The organism is Pseudohongiella sp., assembly GCF_040877505.1.
In the GTDB taxonomy this organism is placed as follows: domain Bacteria; phylum Pseudomonadota; class Gammaproteobacteria; order Pseudomonadales; family Pseudohongiellaceae; genus Pseudohongiella.
Genome location: NZ_JBBDNQ010000018.1, coordinates 1 through 19304 on the forward strand (window position 1 = coordinate 1; position 19304 = coordinate 19304).

General features: G+C 54.7%; 15 protein-coding genes. 9 read left to right on the forward strand and 6 right to left on the reverse strand.

Annotation, left to right across the window (positions count from 1 at the left end; all coding sequences use genetic code 11):
* Positions 1 to 291: 291 nt before the first annotated feature.
* Together WD071_RS06670 and WD071_RS06675 are read right to left on the reverse strand one after the other, a co-directional pair.
* Positions 292 to 2895, reverse strand: a complete 2604-nt coding sequence (locus tag WD071_RS06670; protein ID WP_368047578.1) for a TonB-dependent receptor plug domain-containing protein — start codon at positions 2893 to 2895, stop codon at positions 292 to 294.
* Positions 2896 to 3209: 314 nt separating this feature from the next.
* A complete protein-coding gene (locus WD071_RS06675) occupies positions 3210 to 3833 on the reverse strand; it encodes a hypothetical protein (RefSeq protein WP_368047579.1) in 624 nt (207 codons plus the stop codon).
* Between the two features lie 487 nt (positions 3834 to 4320).
* Between WD071_RS06675 and WD071_RS06680 the strand changes: the two genes are divergently transcribed.
* Positions 4321 to 6003: a hypothetical protein gene (locus tag WD071_RS06680; RefSeq protein ID WP_368047580.1), complete on the forward strand. Its 1683-nt coding sequence runs from the start codon at positions 4321 to 4323 to the stop codon at positions 6001 to 6003.
* 77 nt (positions 6004 to 6080) lie between these two features.
* Here WD071_RS06680 and WD071_RS06685 read toward each other — a convergent pair whose 3' ends face one another.
* Together WD071_RS06685 and WD071_RS06690 are read right to left on the reverse strand one after the other, a co-directional pair.
* Positions 6081 to 7199 (reverse strand): peptidyl-alpha-hydroxyglycine alpha-amidating lyase family protein, encoded by a 1119-nt coding sequence (locus tag WD071_RS06685; RefSeq protein WP_368047581.1) that lies wholly within the window; start codon positions 7197 to 7199, stop codon positions 6081 to 6083.
* A 108-nt stretch (positions 7200 to 7307) separates the two neighbouring features.
* Positions 7308 to 8579, reverse strand: a complete 1272-nt coding sequence (locus tag WD071_RS06690; RefSeq protein WP_368047582.1) for a hypothetical protein — start codon at positions 8577 to 8579, stop codon at positions 7308 to 7310.
* A gap of 364 nt (positions 8580 to 8943) precedes the next feature.
* Here WD071_RS06690 and WD071_RS06695 point away from each other — a divergent pair, with 364 nt between their 5' ends.
* From WD071_RS06695 to WD071_RS06705, 3 genes are all read left to right on the forward strand, one after another.
* Entirely contained in the window at positions 8944 to 9504 is a 561-nt protein-coding gene (locus tag WD071_RS06695; protein ID WP_368047583.1) for a hypothetical protein, read from the forward strand.
* A gap of 66 nt (positions 9505 to 9570) precedes the next feature.
* Positions 9571 to 10050 carry a DUF6644 family protein gene (locus WD071_RS06700; RefSeq protein ID WP_368047584.1) on the forward strand — a complete coding sequence of 160 codons (480 nt, stop codon included), beginning with the start codon at positions 9571 to 9573 and terminating at the stop codon, positions 10048 to 10050.
* Positions 10051 to 10081: 31 nt separating this feature from the next.
* Positions 10082 to 10219 carry a hypothetical protein gene (locus WD071_RS06705; RefSeq protein ID WP_368047585.1) on the forward strand — a complete coding sequence of 46 codons (138 nt, stop codon included), beginning with the start codon at positions 10082 to 10084 and terminating at the stop codon, positions 10217 to 10219.
* A gap of 69 nt (positions 10220 to 10288) precedes the next feature.
* Here WD071_RS06705 and WD071_RS06710 read toward each other — a convergent pair whose 3' ends face one another.
* Together WD071_RS06710 and WD071_RS06715 are read right to left on the reverse strand one after the other, a co-directional pair.
* The gene (locus WD071_RS06710; RefSeq protein WP_368047586.1) at positions 10289 to 10846 is read right to left on the reverse strand and encodes a hypothetical protein; all 558 of its coding nucleotides are present in this window, start codon (positions 10844 to 10846) and stop codon (positions 10289 to 10291) included.
* A 138-nt stretch (positions 10847 to 10984) separates the two neighbouring features.
* On the reverse strand, positions 10985 to 12178 hold the full coding sequence (locus WD071_RS06715) for a hypothetical protein (RefSeq protein WP_368047587.1): 1194 nt from the start codon (positions 12176 to 12178) through the stop codon (positions 10985 to 10987).
* A gap of 197 nt (positions 12179 to 12375) precedes the next feature.
* Here WD071_RS06715 and WD071_RS06720 point away from each other — a divergent pair, with 197 nt between their 5' ends.
* The 5 genes from WD071_RS06720 to WD071_RS06740 all read left to right on the forward strand — a co-directional run bounded on the left by WD071_RS06720 (position 12376) and on the right by WD071_RS06740 (position 19258).
* The gene (locus WD071_RS06720; protein WP_368047588.1) at positions 12376 to 13743 is read left to right on the forward strand and encodes a HupE/UreJ family protein; all 1368 of its coding nucleotides are present in this window, start codon (positions 12376 to 12378) and stop codon (positions 13741 to 13743) included.
* A gap of 250 nt (positions 13744 to 13993) precedes the next feature.
* Positions 13994 to 15679, forward strand: coding sequence for a carbon starvation protein A (locus WD071_RS06725; protein ID WP_368047589.1), 1686 nt, complete (start codon positions 13994 to 13996; stop codon positions 15677 to 15679).
* A gap of 180 nt (positions 15680 to 15859) precedes the next feature.
* Positions 15860 to 17596 (forward strand): redoxin domain-containing protein, encoded by a 1737-nt coding sequence (locus WD071_RS06730; RefSeq protein ID WP_368047590.1) that lies wholly within the window; start codon positions 15860 to 15862, stop codon positions 17594 to 17596.
* Between the two features lies 1 nt (position 17597).
* Complete coding sequence (birA, locus tag WD071_RS06735) at positions 17598 to 18590, forward strand: bifunctional biotin--[acetyl-CoA-carboxylase] ligase/biotin operon repressor BirA (RefSeq protein ID WP_368047591.1); 993 nt, start codon at positions 17598 to 17600, stop codon at positions 18588 to 18590.
* A complete protein-coding gene (locus tag WD071_RS06740) occupies positions 18590 to 19258 on the forward strand; it encodes a hypothetical protein (protein ID WP_368047592.1) in 669 nt (222 codons plus the stop codon). Before birA ends, WD071_RS06740 begins: the two co-directional genes overlap by 1 nt.
* Positions 19259 to 19304 lie beyond the last annotated feature (46 nt).

A 19304-nucleotide genomic window follows, 5' to 3' on the forward strand; every position in this document is an offset into this window, starting at 1 on the left:
CCCCTATCGGCTTAGCCGGTAGGGGCTTTTTTTTATGTCACTGGAAAGCCTGCCAACGTCCGTGGACATTGTGATTCGGGTCATCCATGACCCTCACCCCTTGCGGGGCAGCTTGCAGCTGTCCAAAATGGCTATCCTGCCATTTTGTCAGGCATTTAAATGGGAAAATCCCCGGTCTCGAAAGAGGCCGGGGATTTTTTTTTAGCCTGAAATAACGCATAAAAAAAACCTGGCCCCCCACGACGGGGGCCAGGTTTCAACCTGCTGCGTCCCTGCAGCACTTACTACACGTTAAAAGCTGGCATTCAGTCGGGCGTAATAATACGCGCCCTGCCAGCTCACGGCGGTGCCTGATGAGTACAGACGGCCACAACAATAATCACCGATAGAGTCCTTTTCGGGGTATTGATCAAATACGTTTCGGCCACCCAGGGTAAGTCGCAACATGTCATTGATCTGGTACTGGCCTTCAAGATCGATCAACGCAGTGGGATCGAATTCCTGGGTTTGACCGGCGTTGAAATTTTCGTATGAGCCATAGAGGTTTGCTCGTGCCATCAACGTAAAAGCACCGATCGAATGCCGCGCTGATAGCACGCCGCGCCAGGACGGGTCGTAGTTCTCAAAGTCCCGTTGGTTTTCCTCGTTCAGAAAGGCGCTGGGATCCGAAGCAAATTCGGAGGTGTTATAGTTCAGGGAAGCAGTAAACGTTGTGCTGGCACCGGAATCCCAGAACACAGGGAGTGTTGCCACCAGGTCTACACCTTCTGTTCGCGTGTCAAAGGCATTGGTAAAGTAGAATACGCCACCAATGGTTTCCGCGCCGGCCACGTTGGCACCCGCAAGTGCCAGGTAGTTGTCGTAAGCTGCACCAGATGTCGGGTCCGTAGATACCGGTCGTGTTGACACTGAATACACGCGATCATCAACATCGATTCGATACATATCTGCGGTCAGACTCAGGTCTCCGATATCGGCAGTGAAGCCCAGCGTAAAGTTTTCTGATGTTTCAGGCTTTAAGTCAGTCGCGCCCAACGCTCGCGCCACAGGACCACTGGCAGGAAACAGGCCGGTTGCCACAGGAAAACCATCAGGCAACCGGGTAGACACATTGGTGGTGCCTTGTTGTCCGGGTGTGGGCGCCCTGAATCCGGTGCCAAACGAGCTTCTGATGCCAAAGGTATCGGTAATGGCCAGTCGACCGGCTACCTTGCCAACCAGTTCGCCCCCAAAATCCGAATAATCTTCGTAGCGCAATGCCGCCTGCATGAACAGGTTGTCGGTTACATCGGCACTGACATCACTGTAAACAGCAAAAGAGTCCCGTTCGTAATTGTCGGAAAATTCCGGCGAATATCCCGGGAACCCGTTGGCACCAACACCAACCACGGTGAATGCCGCGTCATCGGGATCGGCGCAGTTCAGCGAGGAGCCGCTAGCAATAACACCTAAGCCAGTGGCCGTTGGCGTACCGTCGTCGTTACAGAAGCCCCAGGGGTCTGATACCGCATAAGGGCCTGCTTCATAAGAGTCGAGCTCGCCTTGAGAGATTATATAGGCTTCATCCATGTAGCTGGTACCAAATGCGAAGAGCGCCGGTCCTGCCAGGCCTGCCTCAAACTCAAAGCTGAAATCGGCCTGTAACTGCATTTCCTCGTTGGTCAGAGCGCCTGGTCTGAATGATGTGGGCGAGTCTGGTCCCTGCGAAGGGTTAATGGTATTACGCAGCGTGTAGTCAACCTTGCTTTCACCGGTGCGCGCGCTCAGGTCATACATGAAACCATTGCCTAGCTCACCGCGATATCCGCCGACAAAGGAGTAGTCAGTGACTTCACCAAAAAAACGTGGTGTGAATCCGCCAGGGAATTTTTCCAGAGGACTGTATATGGTGCCGTCCTGTTCGCGCAGGTCTTCGATGGTGCCGTTGCCCGGATAGCGGTAGAAGAATGGGCCGTCCGCCTCACTGCTGGAGTAGTTGCCGAAGGCGTAGAGAGTGGATCCGTTGGCCAAAGGCAATTCTGAATTCAGAAAGAAGCGCTGGGCTTCTGTGTTAGGCTGGCCCCAGGGTTGGACTTCATCACCCATGGCAGCCACTGCGGCCATATAGGTGGGATCTTCTGAGTACTGAGTGTAGCCGGCTGTTGGATCATATACGGGGTTGCCTGGATCCAGGCAGAACCAGGATTCACAATACTGTTCGGCGCGGGACGTGGCATCTGCCTGTGAGATTTCACCTGAGACATTTACAAACCCGTTTGCACCCAGCGGAAATCCGATATTTCCCTGTACTGTGTACTGCTGTCCGTCACTTTCAGAGAACTGGCCGGTATCGACACTGAAACTGGCGCCGTCGGCGCTGTCTTTCAGTATGAAATTGATAACACCCGCAATAGCGTCAGAGCCATATTGGGCCGCTGCGCCATCCCGCAGTACTTCTACGCTCTTCAATGCGATGCTGGGTATGGTGGCGACATCTGGCCCCTGAGTGCCCGAGCCACCAATGGAAACAAGCGCTGCACGATGGCGCCGCTTTGAGTTCACCAGTACCAGCGTTTTATCAGTTGGCATGCCGCGAAGTGATGCTGGCCTTATAAATGTACTGCCGTCGCTGATCGGATTGCGCGAAACATTGTATGATGGAACAAGCGTTTTGAGTACGTCGTTGGTGTCGGTAAAGGAGACCGACTCAATGGTTTCGGCATCGAACACATCTATCGGGACAGGAGAATCGGATACTGTTCTGGGTCGCCCTCGAGCGCCTGTTACGATGACTTCTTCCAGTACAGATTCCTCTGTATTGTCTTGAGCAGCCAGATTGTCAGTTGCCGTTATCGACAGACCAGCGATAATGCTGGCCACGAAAAGCGACAATGGCCTGCGTTTGGCGTGTTGCATATAACCTCCTGATAGTGTTTTATTTTGGTTTCCGAACATATGTTCTGCAACAGTTGTGCCAAGCAGAATTTGCTTCCTGGAAAACAAAAAGTTCCAGAACAGTGCGGCAATATTGTGGTTATTGCCGCATTCTGGTGCGAAGAGGAGGTCGGGCGGAGAGTTATCTGGGATATATGTTCTATATATGAGCGGCCAAATCGGCCTGCTTTATCTTTGTGCGTCGGTTACATGAACACAAGTGGTGCGCCGTGCCCAGTCACGGCGCTGAAATACGTCTATAAAGGTGGCAGGTATCATAGTAAATAAATGATATGTCATAACAATTTTGCGGTCACATCACCTACGCCAGCCCTGGCTTTTATCGCATGTACACCCTTGCCCAGAGCCGAGGTTTCACTGCTTACCATGGCTCTTTGGTTTTCTGTCTGTTCGCCGCCGTAAACCTGAGTATCCCCCACGCCGACAGACAGGTCCACGGTGTCGATTTCAGACGCGCTGGCCTGCAGATCGATGGTGCCAACACCGACATCGACGTACATGCCAAATGTGGCCATGAATACCTCAACAGTCCCGACTCCGAGCTCAATGTCCACCTGATCCAGGTTTGGTACCTTGACCAGCCATTCAGTATTGACATTCTTTTCCTTGAAGCTCAAACGAAGCCTGTCTCCCTGCTGAGTGCTGCGTAGATCCATGTTGTCAACATCCGGTGTGCGTCGAAACCAGCGATCGTCATCAGCGGATATTGTCAATGACACCTCTATGTCATCCGAATCTGATGGCTCCACTCGTACTGTGCCGACACTGATGTCGAGTCGCAAGGATCCAATATCGTGCCCCTGGAAGGCATGTTCCCGTGTTACTTCTGTGTCAGCACATGCCATGCTGATTGAGAATGCCAATATCAGGCAGATTGAAGCTGCTTTTATGGTTATCATTTTTTCCGGTCCCTGTAATAACGTGTCAACGAATGATGGATGTCGATATCGATCAGTCAGAGCGTGGTATCGACGTATCCAGATAATGCAAAGCATGTGCCACAAAAATAGTTAATTAAAAACAATAGGATAGGATTTTTCGGAGTTTCTCTTATGGCCGTTGTCACAACTTTTTTGTGATTTTGGTCAACAAGTAGCCGTTGATCGCTTCACAATGTCGATTGGGCTTTTGCGAGGGATAATTAACTTTTCGTTTAAACTATCAGATGCTATTGTAGAATTGTGAGCATGCTCAAACACGAACGCGTTCAAAAAACTCAACAAAAAGTTGATCGACAACAAGAATGTAACAGCGCCACAGGAGAGCAAGATGATTCACTGTTCAGTTATTAAGGCGGGACGGCGCCTGACGCTAAAGTCCCTGCTGTCTGTCACGATAGGGGCTTCGGTTCTGATATCCTCATTTGCCCTGCAGGCGTCAGAACGAGTGGGAGATTTTGCCCTGCTTGACCAGGACGGCACCTACCACAATATGAGCTGGTACGATAACAACAAGGCCGTTGCCCTGTTTGTACAGGTAAATGGCGACGCAGCCAGTCGGTCGTCTATCGCCCGGCTGGCTGCATTACGTGCTCAGTACGAATCCCGCGGCATTGTGTTCATGACCATCAACCCGTTAGGGCAATCCCGCGACTCAGTATCGCAGGAGCTCCGCGAGTTGCAGGACATTCCGGCGTTGATTGATGACACCCAGCTGATCTCAGAGGCGCTTGGCATCGAGAAGTCAGGGGAAGTCCTGTTGTTTGATCCCTCGGCTTTCGAAGTCATGTATCGCGGACCTGCCGGCGCAGAGCTCGAATCAGCCCTGGCGGCTACGGTCGGCGGTGAAATGCCCGACGGTATCGTGCTACCGGCGCAGGGCAGTGACATCAGCTACCCCGCCCGTGACCGCAACATGGCGCAGGGCGTATCCTACGTCAACGATATTGCGCCGATTTTTGTCCAGCACTGCGCTGACTGTCACCGTGACGGTGGTATTGCACCGTTTGCTCTGGATAGCCATGCCATGGCACAGGGCTGGTCACCCATGATCCGTGAAGTACTGATGACCAAGCGTATGCCGCCGGCACAGATCGATCCTCACGTGGGGGATTTCTCGAACAGTTACAACGTTCCATTCGAGGACCAGCAAAAACTGCTGCACTGGATTGCTCAGGGTTCGCCCAAAGATGGAAGCGCAGATCCGCTGGCTCAGATTGAATGGCCCGAAACCGAGTGGGCGTTTGGTGAACCTGATTTGATCATCCCGATTCCGGCGCAGGAGATTCCTGCCACTGGCGTACTTGAGTATATAGATGTAGTGGTGCCGATTCCTGGCCTGACTGAGGATCGATGGTTAAAAGCCAGTCAGTATATTCCCAGTGACAGAACGGTGCTCCATCACACCCTGAATGCCCTGATCGAGCCGGGACAACGGCCCAGACCAGGACTGATCGGTTCTTTCTCGCACCCTGATGCGCCGTATATCACGCCGTACATACCCGGTGCCGAGCCCTACATCGAAGACCCTGATACGGGTGGCTTGTTAAAAGCAGGGACAACACTGGCGCTGAACATGCATTACACAACGACCGGTCGCGCCACGGTGGATGAAGGTCAGATTGGTTTGTGGTTCTACGATGAAGATGAGGTGCCATCGCAGCGAAAGCTGGGCGAGTGCGCCTGTATCTTCCCCAACGAATGGACTGACATACCGCCGAACGACCCGAACTTTGCACAGGTAAAGAGTGTCACGGTTGGATATGACGCTTACCTGACCGGGTTCCATCCGCACATGCACTTCCGTGGTAAAAGCATGGTGTTTGAAGCTCAATATCCTGATGGCAGCGTGGAAACGTTGTTGAATATCGCGCGCTATAACTATGACTGGCAGGTAGAATACAAGCTTACTGAGCCCAAATTTGTGCCCGCTGGCACAAAGGTTGTAGTGACAGGCGTATTTGATAACTCTGTGCAGAACCCGGCCAACCCGGACCCTGACCGACAGGTACCCTGGGGCCAACAAAGCTGGGACGAGATGTTCTTTGGTCAGGTGTACTGGAAAGCTGCCGACCCGGCGGTGCTTGACCAGTTGAGAGAGAGAATGGGCGGAGGTGTTGCTGCCAATTAATCTCATCAGGACGGGAAGCATAAAAAAAGGGCTACATGACGTAGCCCTTTTTTTTATGACCAGCGTGTTGTCAGGTTTTATTCTCTGACATACCGCTTGATACCACCAACAGGACCCACTTCTGCGCCATAAATAATGCCATTGCTGTCGACGGTTACGCCTTCCGCTGTGCAGGTGCCGCGGCAATCTGGCTGAGGGTCCGGGATGAGGTAGTGAACTTCACCAGTTCTGGCACTGCCCACGCGAATGCCGCGTGTCCAGTGACCCCATTGCGGCGCAACTGAGCCGGATTCGGAGTCAGCGGCGTACAGCACATCATTCTCATCAATGAACAGACCGCTGTTGCGGCTGAACTGATACCAGGTGTCCAGCAACTCACCGTCCTGAGTGTAAATCTGGATGCGGTTATTGCTGCGGTCGGAAATAAACAGACGGCCCTGCGAGTCCATGGCCAGCGCGTGTGGCTGCATGAACTCTTCAGGACCCGTACCATAAGATCCCCAGGTCATGACCATGTCGCCGCTAGGGCTGAATTTGAGGATGCGGGCGGTCGAGCCTTCTGCATTGGAGTGGCCTTCAGCCACAAAAATGTGCCCGTCAGGCGCGACCAGAACAGCGTTAGGCTGGAACAGATAACCCGGGTCTCTGGCGCCGCCGGGCATGCCCAGCGTCATCAGGTGACGACCATCAGGGCTGAACTTGTGTACCTGGTGGCCATAAACCTCTGAGTCATCGACCCCGTCACCACGATTATCGCGAGCATCGGTCACCCACACATTACCGTCGTGGTCGACTTCGATACCATGCGGCCAGGTGATCAGGCCGGCGCCAAAACTGGTGACCATGTTGCCATCAGCATCAAACTTCATGACCGGGTCCAGGTCGCTGTTGGTAACACAGGCGCCCACGTTTGCGCTGCAGCGCTCAGCTACCCATATGCTGGTGCCATCAATATCGACGTGCACGGCGCTGGTGGAACCCCAGGTTCGGCCGGCCGGCATCTTCAGGTAACCTTCTACCGTGGTGTATGGATTGGGCAGATCATTGACCGGTGCCATGTCGGGGTCGCTGTAGTCGACACTCTGGGCGCAAGCGGCCATGGATATGGAGCCCAGGGCTACGGCCAGCGTCAAGGCTGCCGTCTTTATCGGATTGCGGTAAAAAGAATTGATCTGGGTCGTATTATTATTGGACATGGGTGACATGCACTCCCTCTAAATAACTGTTCGGACAATCAGCATAAACCACCTCTGCGGCTAACTCAAACCTTAAGGGTGGAGCGCCTGTCCGATTTTCGGGTTGTCCTACTGGCTGCTCGCCCAGATCAGAGCGGGGTCAAGCGGCTGGTGGTAGAGCAGGTTGGCCTCAAAATTCATCCGGTCAATACCGTAGACCTCGAACAAGGCTTCGTGGCTGATCGCACTGGTCACAGGATTGACAGTATCGGCATTGTCGAGCGTTTGCAGTTGATCCAGGCTGGCCGCGACGTGGGCGGCATGCATCAAACCTGCATCACGGGTACCCGTGATCAGCACAAACTGGTTCTGGTTGGCGCCCGGCCAGGTCGCAAGCAGCGCTAGATCGCGAAACGGCTGGCCCTGCTGCGGTAATCCGGCCGTGCTGGTGAAGAGCTGCTGACTCTGCTTGACGTAAAGCTCGTCGAAGGTGCGGCCGGGCAACAGTCCGGAGGTCTGAAAGTACAGATTGTTGAGCTTGTCCAGTGCACTGATATACCCGATATAGACAATGTGATTGTCACGCAAATCCGACGTTTTCAGGCGTGACATCATGGTGACGCGCACACGTTTGCCGCTCGCTCGCAGAATCGGTGCTATCTGCAGCATGGCGTCGGCGCTGCCTTCTGGCATGTAGCTCATGTCCAGGTCCCGGAAATAATCCTGCAAAGTGCTGTCCTGCATGAAAAGACTGCTCAGGTCCTCGCTGGAGTTGATAAAGAAGTCGCGAACCATACGGTTGACCCGGCCGTCCTCATCCAGTTCACCAAAAATGTAGTAGTCTCCCATCACCAGCAGTATGGGCAACTCATCGTCGACCAACTGCTGCCACATCGGGTGTGTCAGCGTTTCACTGATCTGATCCAGGGCAGCCGGCCTTGCCGCATGCCACCATTGCCAGACATTGCCGATTAACAGGAGCAGTACCAGAGCCGTCAATGGCAGCACGTATCTGCGCGGCGTGCGACGCGTTGAGTCCTCCGGCGTGGCCGGCGGGGTGTCCTGCCGCTTTGCCTCGAGGGTGATGATGTATTGACCCTTGGGGATGACAATGCGGTAGTCTGCATCGGGCTCGATACGGGCGTAGTACTTCTCCAGGCGCTTGCGCAACTGGTGTATGTACACTCTGACGACCGAATCGCGGGTGACATCAAAACTGCTGTCCCGATCAAGCACATCAACCGCGATTTCAAACTCCTTGGGTTGCCGACCTTCTTCGGCGCAGCTGAGCAGATAATCCAGTAGTTTGACGTAGACAGGAGAGCGGCCAAGCACGCCGCTGTCAACAATGCGCTGTTTCAACGTCTGCAGGTCAGCTGCGTCGGGGCGTGTCTCGTACATGGAGGTCTCACGAATTGCATGGGTGGGGCGTTTGTATGGTGCAATTAGAACGCCGATCAGGGGGCCGTGTCCATTGTTCTGCCTCGTGCAACATACGAGTGTACGATTTTACGCGATGGACGGAAGGCCGGCGCGGCAGTTTCTGTGCTACTCTTTCGCGCCGTCAAACAGAGTTCCGGGGGTGGATTTGCCGCGTCACCTGGGCTATTCTTCGCCGCATTCTTCGGGCTGGTTGGCATCAATAATTGTTGATCAGGCTCAATATACAGTGTCTGTCGGCAAATATACTGACAAACGGCAGCTAAATAGCAGGACCCACATGGCAAAAGAGTGCCAGCAAGCATGACTGGGGGAGGTCAACAGCGTGATAAATGAATTGTTACTGCAATTTGCCGAGTGGCTCTATGCCACCGGCGGCAGTCGAGCGATAGAAGAATCCTTCTATATGTACAACTGGATCGAGGCCACGCATGTCATCACCATCATGTTGTGCCTGGGCATGCTGGTTTTCATTGATTTGCGTATGTTGGGGCTGGCGATGCCTGGTGTATCAGCGGTCAAGATTTCCGACCGCCTGAATATACCGATGATGATTGGCTTCGCCATCATGTTTATCACCGGCCTGTTATTGTTCTATGCCAAACCTACTTACACCATTCAAAGTATCTGGTTCAGAATCAAGATGGTTTTGCTGCTGGTTGCGTTTGTAAATGCGGTGATCTTCCATAAGCGCCTGCAAGCATCGGCGTCCAGTTGGGAATTTGAGCCCAGGGCGCCACGCCACCTCAGAATCAGTGCAGCCCTTTCACTGGCGCTTTGGGCGGGTGTGGTTACTACCGGGCGTCTTATTGCCTATGACTGGTTCCACTGCTACCGCGAGTTGCCTGCCTGGCTGGGTGCCGCTGCCGGTTGTGTAGCGGACTGATTAACGATTTCGAAGCATGAATGTTGTCGGCCCCGCGCTGACTAAGAAGACCAACAGGAGTTCCCAATGGAGCTATTACCTTTTTTTGAGTGGGCCGAAACGTCATTTCTGGGTTATATCGGCAAAACCTATGGGGGCGTTTACGCCACTTTTGGCCAGTCTGTCCATTTGATGTCTCTGGCTGTTCTCGGCGGCTCGGTGCTGGTCACAGACCTGCGGCTGCTGGGCGTTATCATGAAGGATGTGCCATCGGAAGTTGTGGCGGACCAGGCTCATAAATGGTTTCGAATTTCCCTTGCCTTTATCCTTGCAACGGGCATTTTCATGGCGGCCGCGGTGGCGCAACGCATGTACTACAATGATTTCTTCTGGGCCAAGATGTCAGCGCTGCTGGTTGGCATCATATTCGTGTTCGCCATCAAGCGGCCGCTGTTGCGGGGCAGTCACGCGGACATTCAGCCCTGGCTGCTCAAGCTGGTGGCGGTTGCGTCAATTCTGACCTGGTTCAGTGTGGCCGCGACCGGCCGCTGGATAGGATTCTCCTGAGCACAACGTTTACCGGAACAGGATTTGTATCATGACTGAGAAAAAACCGTTGACCCTGATTCAGAAAATTGCCGCGGCCAGCTCGGTCGCAATTATTATTTCCGGCATCATATATTGGTCTTTGCAGGTGCAAAGTGTGATGGAATTGCTGGAAATGGCCTACGGCTGACAGCTATCGGACGCACTAGCGGGCCTGGAGAGGTGAGTCAGCCCCAGGCCCGTGTACCAGGCAGCGGCATCAGAATATGCCAAGTTCCATCAGGAAATAATCATCCAGGAAGAGCTCGGAAACCAGCCGATCCAGACTCTGGGAGATGGCGGCGGCCACATCATCACCTGCAACCACCACCCGACTGAAGACAACGCTTTGCCAGGCATTGCGGCCCTGATTGTTAAGGGTCAGCTCACAGCGGATCAGAACTGCTACGCCATCGGCTCCTTCCTCGATTTCCATTTCAAGCAATTTGCCGCTCAGGGTCAGTGGTGCCTCGCCGTCGGCGAGGGTTGCGCCGGCAGAGTCGAAGGCTTGCACAAAGGTCTGCCGGATCAGTTCGGTTGGTGCAGGCTCCAGGCTGACTGCTTCATGGTTTGTCCGGTTTATATGATTTTTGTCAGTGATATCGCGCTGATCGACAAATGCACTGACAGTCAGCGGTCCGCCGATCATGCTGTTCAGCCCAACCCCCGGGTCCCCGGTGTACTGATAATCCAATTCAATCTTCTCTCCGGCCAGTGATGGCTGGATACTCAGCATAAAGCCGGCAAAGGCTGCAATTACAAGGTGACGTGACTTCAAAATACTACTCCCTTTGTTGTTATCGTGCTGCAATCTCAAATAGAACAATCTCAAACTAAAAGGGCCGCTGCACTTTTCAGTGCGGCAGCCCCTTTTGGTATTACCTGTTCCGGCTACTTGCGACGGATCGCGGGTAGCTTACAGGCGGTCTGACGGCCATGGTACACCCGTGTGGGCACCGCGCTCGGTATCACGCATGCCCTGGTAAACAAACTTCTGCACACGCTTGCCTTCATAGGTTTCCGTGGTGTAGATGTTGTTGTTGGAGTCAGACGCTATGCTGTGTGGCGCATAGAATTGGCCGGGCTGGCGTCCGCCGCCACCAAAGCTGGTCAGGACTTCCATGGATTCACGGTCAATCACGTAAATCTTGAAGTTCTGCCCGTCAGCCAGGTAGATATACTTCTGCTCGGCATCATTGGAGAACGAAATATCCCAGGTTGAGCCTTGAGCGAGGGTGTCCGGCGCGATCACTGCTTCGCGAACAAAGGTGCCGTCAGGACGGAAAACCTGGATTCGGTCAGAGCCACGGTCACAGACATAAAGCAGCCCGTCATCTGAAGGCACTGCGCAATGCACGGGGCCGCGGAATTGCTGTGGCAGGGGTTCGCCGGGCGTATAGTCTACGCGCACGTCCTCAGGACGGTTGCCATAGGCGCCCCAGTAGCGCTTGAATGCACCGGTGCTTGCGTCAAGAACGGCGACCCGCTTGTTGCGATAGCCGTCTGCGATATACGCTTCGTTGGTGTTGCCATCAATTTCTATATCAGCCACCTGGCCGAAGTGGGTCATGCTGTTGCTGTCCACTTCCTGGCCGGGCATGCCGTATTGTGCAACAAACTGTCCGTCGCCGGTGAATACCAGTACATGGGAGTCTCCGCCGCCGTTGCCGCCGATCCAGACGTTACCGTTGGGCGCTACTGCCAGACCGTGGTTGGATGCTGGCCAGGTGAAGTCGTCGCCCGGGCCGCCCCAGGCGTTCACCAGGTTGCCTTCGGGATCGAATTCAAGAATTGGTGGTGCTGGCGTGCAGCAGTCGCTGACGCCCATTTTCAGGCCGATTTCAGTTGCGCCACCAAACATGGCGTCCTGATCCCGGTGAACAATGAATACATGGTCCCGATCATCAATGTCTATGCCGATAGTGCGGCCTATAATCCATTGATTGGGAAGAGGTTTTGGCCAATATGGATCAACCACAAAGCTCGGTGCGCTGACCATCGAGCCGGCCTGTGCTGCCACGGGTTCCTGCAACATGGACTGTCCAGCGCCCATTGCTGCTACGGCCAGCGCAAGACTTGCGCCTACTGCTATCTTCGTTTTTTTTGTCATTATACTCCCTCCAGGGTCGTTTCATGCCGAGCATATTGATCTGTCGAACCAGAAGTATACTCAGTTCTCTATGCTCAGTATACTCACCCGGCTTACAATTTGGCGGGTGCTGGCGACCCGTCGTCGCATGCGGAGGAGGGTGGTGTCCTGCGTTGGACGTTGTTGAGGACGTTTTTAAGGACATTGTTGAGGAAGTTATGTCGAATAACAAAAAGACCAAAACCAGGGCGCTTGGCGCCATCAAATATAGCCTGGCATTGTTACTGTGCCTGCTCGCAACCGGTGTGCCGCGGGCGTTTGCCGATGAGATCCCGTCCCGGGTGGCCGTGCAGGGTTTCGTCAAGGCTGAGCCCGGTCGGTTAAATCTGCTGATGCGAATCCCGATGGACTCAGTGGGTGAAGCCGGGTTGCCGCTGCGCGGATCGGTCGGGTATCTGATCTTCTCTGAGGCGCGCGATGATCTGGAAGAGATCGCAGGCAACCGCATTCTGCAGTCCATACAGATGTTCGAGGGCGATCGTTTACTGGACAACCCACGTATTGATGCAGTGAGAGTCTCCCTGCCATCCAGTCGCGCCTTCGTTGACTATGAATCCGCATTGGCAAATGTACGCAGTGCGCCGTTGGCGGATGACGTCGACCTTTATTATCGGCAGGGCTTCCTGGATGTGCTGGCGTCCTATCCGGTTGACTCTGTTTCGTCGCGCTTTTCCATTGACGCGCGCCTGGGCGGGTTAGGGCTGGAAACGACAACCGTGTTGCGCTATATCGTTGACGATGGCAGTGAGCGCACCTTCAGTTATATTGGTAATCCTGGGCGTGTTTATCTGGACCCGCGCTGGTACCAGGCTGTTTTCAACTTTATTGCGCTTGGTTTCGACCACATCCTGGAAGGCGCAGACCATCTGTTGTTTCTGTTCTGCCTGCTGATCCCGCTGCGCCGCGTAGGCGCGCTGATCCCGGTCGTCACCTCATTCACCATCGCGCACTCGATCACGCTGATAGCGTCTGCGCTGGGCTGGGTGCCATCCGCCATCTGGTTTCCATCGTTGATTGAAACATTGATTGCTCTGTCCATTGTTTATATGGCGCTGGAGAACATCGTGGGTGTGAAACAGCGCCATCGGTGGATGGTGACCTTCTGTTTCGGCCTGGTACACGGTTTTGGTTTCTCATTCCTGCTGACTGAAAGTATGCAGTTTGCCGGCTCGCACCTGGTCATGTCGCTGCTGGCATTCAATCTGGGTGTTGAGTTTGGCCAGATACTGGTGCTGGTGCTGATGGTGCCGGTCATCCACCTGCTCTTCAAATATGCATTGCCGGAGCGTATTGGCGTGATCCTGTTGTCGGCACTTGTTGCCCATTGGGCATGGCACTGGATGGCGGAGCGGTTTGTCGGATTCATGGCGTATGACCTGAGTCTGCCCGCCCTGGATCGCTATTTCTTTGCGGGGCTGCTGCAGTGGGGCGCATTGCTGGCCCTGTCGCTGGGGGTACTGTGGCTGATGCAAGGGCTTTTCGATAGATATTTCACGCCGTCAGACGACTCTGGCCGGGCGGGATGACCCATCTGCGCGGCGGCTTGTGACAAAACGTTGCAGGGGCGCTGCTTTCGCCCCTTCTCGTTGTCTTGGTTGTTGTGAACTTGTTATGATGCGGCGCTGTCTGCAATTCACAGCGCCAGATTACCGGGTAACCGTGCGGGCAAGCCACCGGGTCACTCAGGCCCGATGCCAGGAGCCGGTTGTTGAAGCCAGTTTTTGATACCTGTTTTTGATACCTGTTTTTTGATAATAATAATGCGGGAGTTTTTGTATGAGCGGCATCATGATTATTCTGTTTGGTCTGGCGGGGCTGTCTTTCGGCTGGTTCGTCTATTCCAGATTCATTGCTGAAAAGATATACCGGCTTGACCCTGATTTCAAAACTCCGGCGCATGAGTTTAATGACGGCGTTGATTATGTCCCGACCAACAAGTATGTCTTGTGGGGGCATCACTTTACCTCCGTGGCCGGTGCCGCGCCCATCGTCGGGCCTGCGATTGCCGTGTACTGGGGCTGGGTGCCCGCCCTGCTGTGGGTCACCTTCGGTACCATTTTCTTCGCTGGTGTGCACGACATGGGTGCTCTGTGGGCCAGTACCCGCAATAAGGGCAAATCTATCGGTGCATTGTCGGAAAATGTTATCGGCAAGCGCACGCGGTCACTGTTCCTGATTGTCATCTTCCTGTTGTTGCTGATGGTTAATGCGGTATTCGCCGTGGTGATTGCGGGTGGCTTTGTGGGCACACCTGGATCGGTATTCCCGGCCTGGTCGGCTATTGTCGTGGCACTGATCATCGGACAATTGCTGCGTCGTAATTACAGCCTGTTATTGTTGACAATTCTCGGGGTCATTGCTCTTTACCTGTCGATCTGGGCAGGTACATTCATTGAGCTGACCCTGCCTGAGACCATGTTTGGTCTGACTGCCAATGCCAACTGGATCATTATCCTGTTCATCTATGCCGCCATAGCGTCGATGCTGCCGGTGTGGATGTTGCTGCAGCCGCGTGACTTCATTAATGGCATGCAGCTGATCGTGGGTCTGATTCTGTTGTACGGCGCGGTATTCCTGACCATGCCGGAAATGACTGCGCCCATGTTCAATACCCAGGTGGCAGCGGGCACTCCGAGCATCTTCCCGTTACTGTTTGTCACCATCGCGTGTGGTGCCATTTCGGGTTTCCACGGCATCGTTGCCTCGGGTACCAGTTCCAAGCAGTTGAACAAGGAGACCGACGCGAGATTTGTAGGTTATCTGGGTGCCATTGGTGAAGGTTCGCTGGCGCTGATCACGATTGTTGCAGTGTGCTCGGTGGCTTATGCTGCCAGTCCTGAGCAATGGCATACCCTGTATGCAAACTTCTCGGACGGTGGTGCGCCTGCGTTTATCGCCGGTGGCGCGGTGTTGATCTCCTCGTCCTGGGGGCTGTCGGAAAGTTTCTCTCAGGTATTGCTGGCCACCATGGTCGCCCTGTTTGCCGGCACCACCATGGATTCCGGTGTGCGTCTGCAGCGTTATATCATTCAGGAATGGGGCGATATCTACAAAATCAACCTGTTCAACAAGGGCGTGCCTGCAACCCTGATCGCTGTTGGAGCCTGTCTGCTGCTGGCCTTTGGTGCCGGTGGTGCTTCCGGCGCTGGCGGCATGGTCATCTGGCCGTTGTTTGGTGCGACCAACCAGATTCTGGCCAGTCTCACGCTGTTGGTGATCACGGTAATGCTGATGAAGATGGGCAGGCCGGCAATCTATACGCTGGTGCCCATGATTTTTGTGCTGATTACATCATTCCTGGCAGGATTGATTCAGCTGGTGGATTTCTATCAGGCTGGTAATTACCTGCTTGTCACGCTGGACTTTATCGTACTGGTGGTCAGCGTGCTGGTGATGCTGGAGGCTGCTTCAGTGGTCAGCAAACTGCGCAAAGACAAGGCGGCTGCATCCAACGCTCAGTAAGCGTCATTTAAAAAGGGTCGGCCTCCGGGCCGGCCCTTTTTTTTCGGGATCTTGACCGAGCGAGCGTTACAAATAGTTGCAATGTTATTTCTCTGTTTCATAGTCTGGACTGGATGATTGACTATAATCGCTGGTCGAATCACGTCTCAATCGACACGGCAATCTCGGAATATAGGTCAGATGATAAAAACCCTGGTCCTGCTTGCAGGCTTGATCTGGTTTGCAGGTGTGTCTGCCGCGACAAACCTGGCGCCGGATTTTGCTCTTATTGACCATCAAGGTCGTTTCCATCAGTTGAGCCGCTATGCGGATCAGCGCGCCGTTGTCGTGTTTGTCTATAGTCCCGATTGTGCCGCGAGTACGGCGGGACTTCCCGAAATAGTGTCTCTACATCAACGGTTTGCTAACTCACCTGTGCGTTTCATGGTTCTGGTACCGGACAGTGGTAAAACCCGCGCTGATCTGGCAGAGCTTGCGCGCAGCATGAATACCGATACACCTCTTCTGCTGGACTCGTCGCAGCTGGTCAGTGACGCGCTCGAGTTTACCCGCAGCGGAGAGGTGCTGGTCATCAATCCGGCTCGTGGCGATATTCTCTACCGCGGTGGGGTTGGTCTGTATCAGGGCGATCCGATGCAACAGGCGCTGGCTGCGAACCTGCCGGGCATGAGCTCGCATTTGCACTATGTGGTCCATTCGGTGCTGCGTGGAGAGCCATTTATTGATAATCCGTCTCCGTCGGAAGGGGCGCCGCTGGTGCTCGATCAGCTTGATGCCCTGGCGGAGCAGGATGTTTCGTACGAAGAGGATGTGGCCCCCATTCTTATCGAACGCTGCGTGGATTGTCACCGTGACCAGGGTGTGGCGCCCTGGGTCATGGACGGGCATCGCATGGTGCAAGGCTGGAGCAGCATGATCCGTGAAACCCTGTTGACGCGCCGAATGCCGCCGGGACAGATAGATTACGACTACGCGAGCCGGTTTGAGGATGTGCATCACATCAGCGACGAGGAAATGCGGATTCTGATGCGCTGGATCGAAACAGGCGCCACGCGAAACAGCGATGCCGAAGATCCGCTGGCCAGGATTGACAGGCGTGAGTCCGACTGGGAGTTGGGGGAGCCAGATCTGGTGATCGACTTCCCGGCGCATGAGGTGCCGGCATCGGGCATTCTGGACTATGTTTTTGTGCCGCTGGAAATTGGTCTGACAGAGGATAAATGGGTTTCCGCATATGCGTTTGATGTGGACGAAAAATCCGTTTTGCATCACGTCATTGTTTATACGCAGGACGCCCGTCAGCAACGACAAAATGCGGGTGGCGGTGGCAGTCGGACCAATTTTGGTGGCTATGCGCCTGGTCGCGGCCATATTGAGCTGGACCCGGATACCGGCATCCTGCTCGAACGCGATATGCGCTTCATGATCCAGTTTCATTACACGACCATCGGGCGCGAGTTGACCGATCGATCGCGGCTGGGGCTGTATTTCCACGATTCTCCGCCCGATCACGTGCTCGAGCGAACCGCGTTGATGAACGGCGAATTTGTCATACCGCCAGGTGTAAGAGAGTATCCGGTGACCGCCTCGACCCGGATCCTTGAGGACAGCTTTCTGTACAGTTTTGCACCGCACATGCATTATCGCGGCAAACATATCCGGTTTAAGGCAATATTCCCCGACGGCGGTGAGGAGAAGCTGTTGTCGATACCGAACTTTCAGCATAACTGGCAGATGGTCTACCGTTTGCGCGAACCTGTGTTTTTGCCTGCCGGTACCGAAATCGTGGCCGAAGGGGCGTTTGATAACTCCCGCTTCAATCCGATAAACCCGGATCCGATGCAGGAAGTCAGGTGGGGTGATCAGGTATGGGAAGAGATGTTTCTGACCTGGATGCGTATCGGCGCAGCCCGCTGATATGACCCTGCAGCCATTAATGTCATTGCTTGCCGATGGGAAGACTCATTCGGGTCGCGCACTGGGTGACGCGCTGGGGCTCAGTCGCGCCGGCATCTGGAAACAGATTGAGGCGTTGCGGGTCATGGGTGTCGATGTTGAGGCGTTGCCGGGTCGGGGCTATCGGATAGAGGGCGGTATCAGGCTGCTCGATAGGTCCCTGATTGAAGCCGGTCTGGACCCTGCTGCGCAACACTTATCGCAGCGCTTTGGTCTCCATTTCTCGATTGACTCTACCAATGCCGAGGCCTCGCGCAAAGCAGTGCTGGGCGAACAGTGCTTTCTTGTGCTTGCCGAGCACCAGGCTCAGGGGCGCGGGCGTCGGGGGCGAAACTGGGTCAGTCCGTTTGGTCGCAACATATATATGTCTTTGTTATGGCCGTTTCAAAGTGGGGTGGCTGCGCTGGAAGGGCTTAGTCTTGTCTGCGCCCTGGTTGTAGTCAGAGCCCTGCAGCCGGTGGCCGGTGACGGCTTCAGGGTAAAGTGGCCCAATGACGTTTTGTTTCAGGGGCGCAAGCTGGCCGGAATTCTGATCGAAATAAGCGGTGATGTCAGCGGTCCTTGCCGGGTGGTTATAGGTATTGGCGTGAATGCGCAGATGCCTGCTGGTGCAGGCGCCGCCATTGACCAGCCATACAGCGATCTGGGGGCGGTCTCCGACGGTGTCATTGACAGGAATCTTCTTGCTGCGGCTTTGGTCAATGAACTGGTGTCGGCCCTGACGGAGTTTCAGGTGCACGGGTTTGAGCCGTTCAGGGATGAGTGGATGCGTCTTGATGCCTACGCCGGGCAACAGGTCGAGATCCGGGCCGGGAATCATGGCCGTGTCGGTGTCGCTGCAGGTGTTGACCTGTCGGGGTGCCTGCTGCTTGATACAGCGGAGGGCAGGGTAACCATTTCTGGTGGTGAGATGCTGCCGTCACTGCGACCGGTGGCGGACAAGGGGCGCAGTTAATGCGCACACTGCTGCTGGCGCTGCTGATGTTGAATGTATTGTATGCGCTGTGGAGCGTGTTGCGCCCGTTACCGTTGCCCGCGGGTAGCGCCGCCCAGGCCCGGGTCGGTGATTCTCTGGTGCTGCTGGGCGAGCTTGATCATTCCCCCGTGCTGCTTGCGGAACAGGCCCCTGAGCTTTGTGTAGCTCTGGGGCCTTTTGCTTCCGAAGCCGAGCTGCAAGCGTTTGCCGCGGTGCATTTGCCGGATCAGACATGGCGTGTGGCAGTGGATCAGCAGTCCATACTGCCAATGTACCGGGTTTATGTGCCGCCGCCGGATGCGGGTTTGCAGGGATCGGCATGGTTGGCATCGGTACGGGAGGACATTGTCAGTGCAAACCTGGATATTGATTCATATCTGGTGGTCGGCGGTGACCTTGACGATGCTGTATCGCTGGGGCTGTTTGCCGAGCAACGCAACGCTCGCAATGTGTACGACCAGATCGAGGGTCTTGGCATGGCCGTCCGGATGCAAACAGAAAGCCGGGCACAGAACCTCTACTCAATTGTTATGGCGGGCGATGAAGGCTCTGATTTTATTCAGGAAATTGTTGCGGCATTACAGGCAACGAGCGCGAACGCCAGTATCACAGAAAAACTCTGCGAAATGATTGCACTACCGGACTAATTCCCCTAAAATGCCGCCTCTGCTTTAGAGACCCGGGAAAAATGTA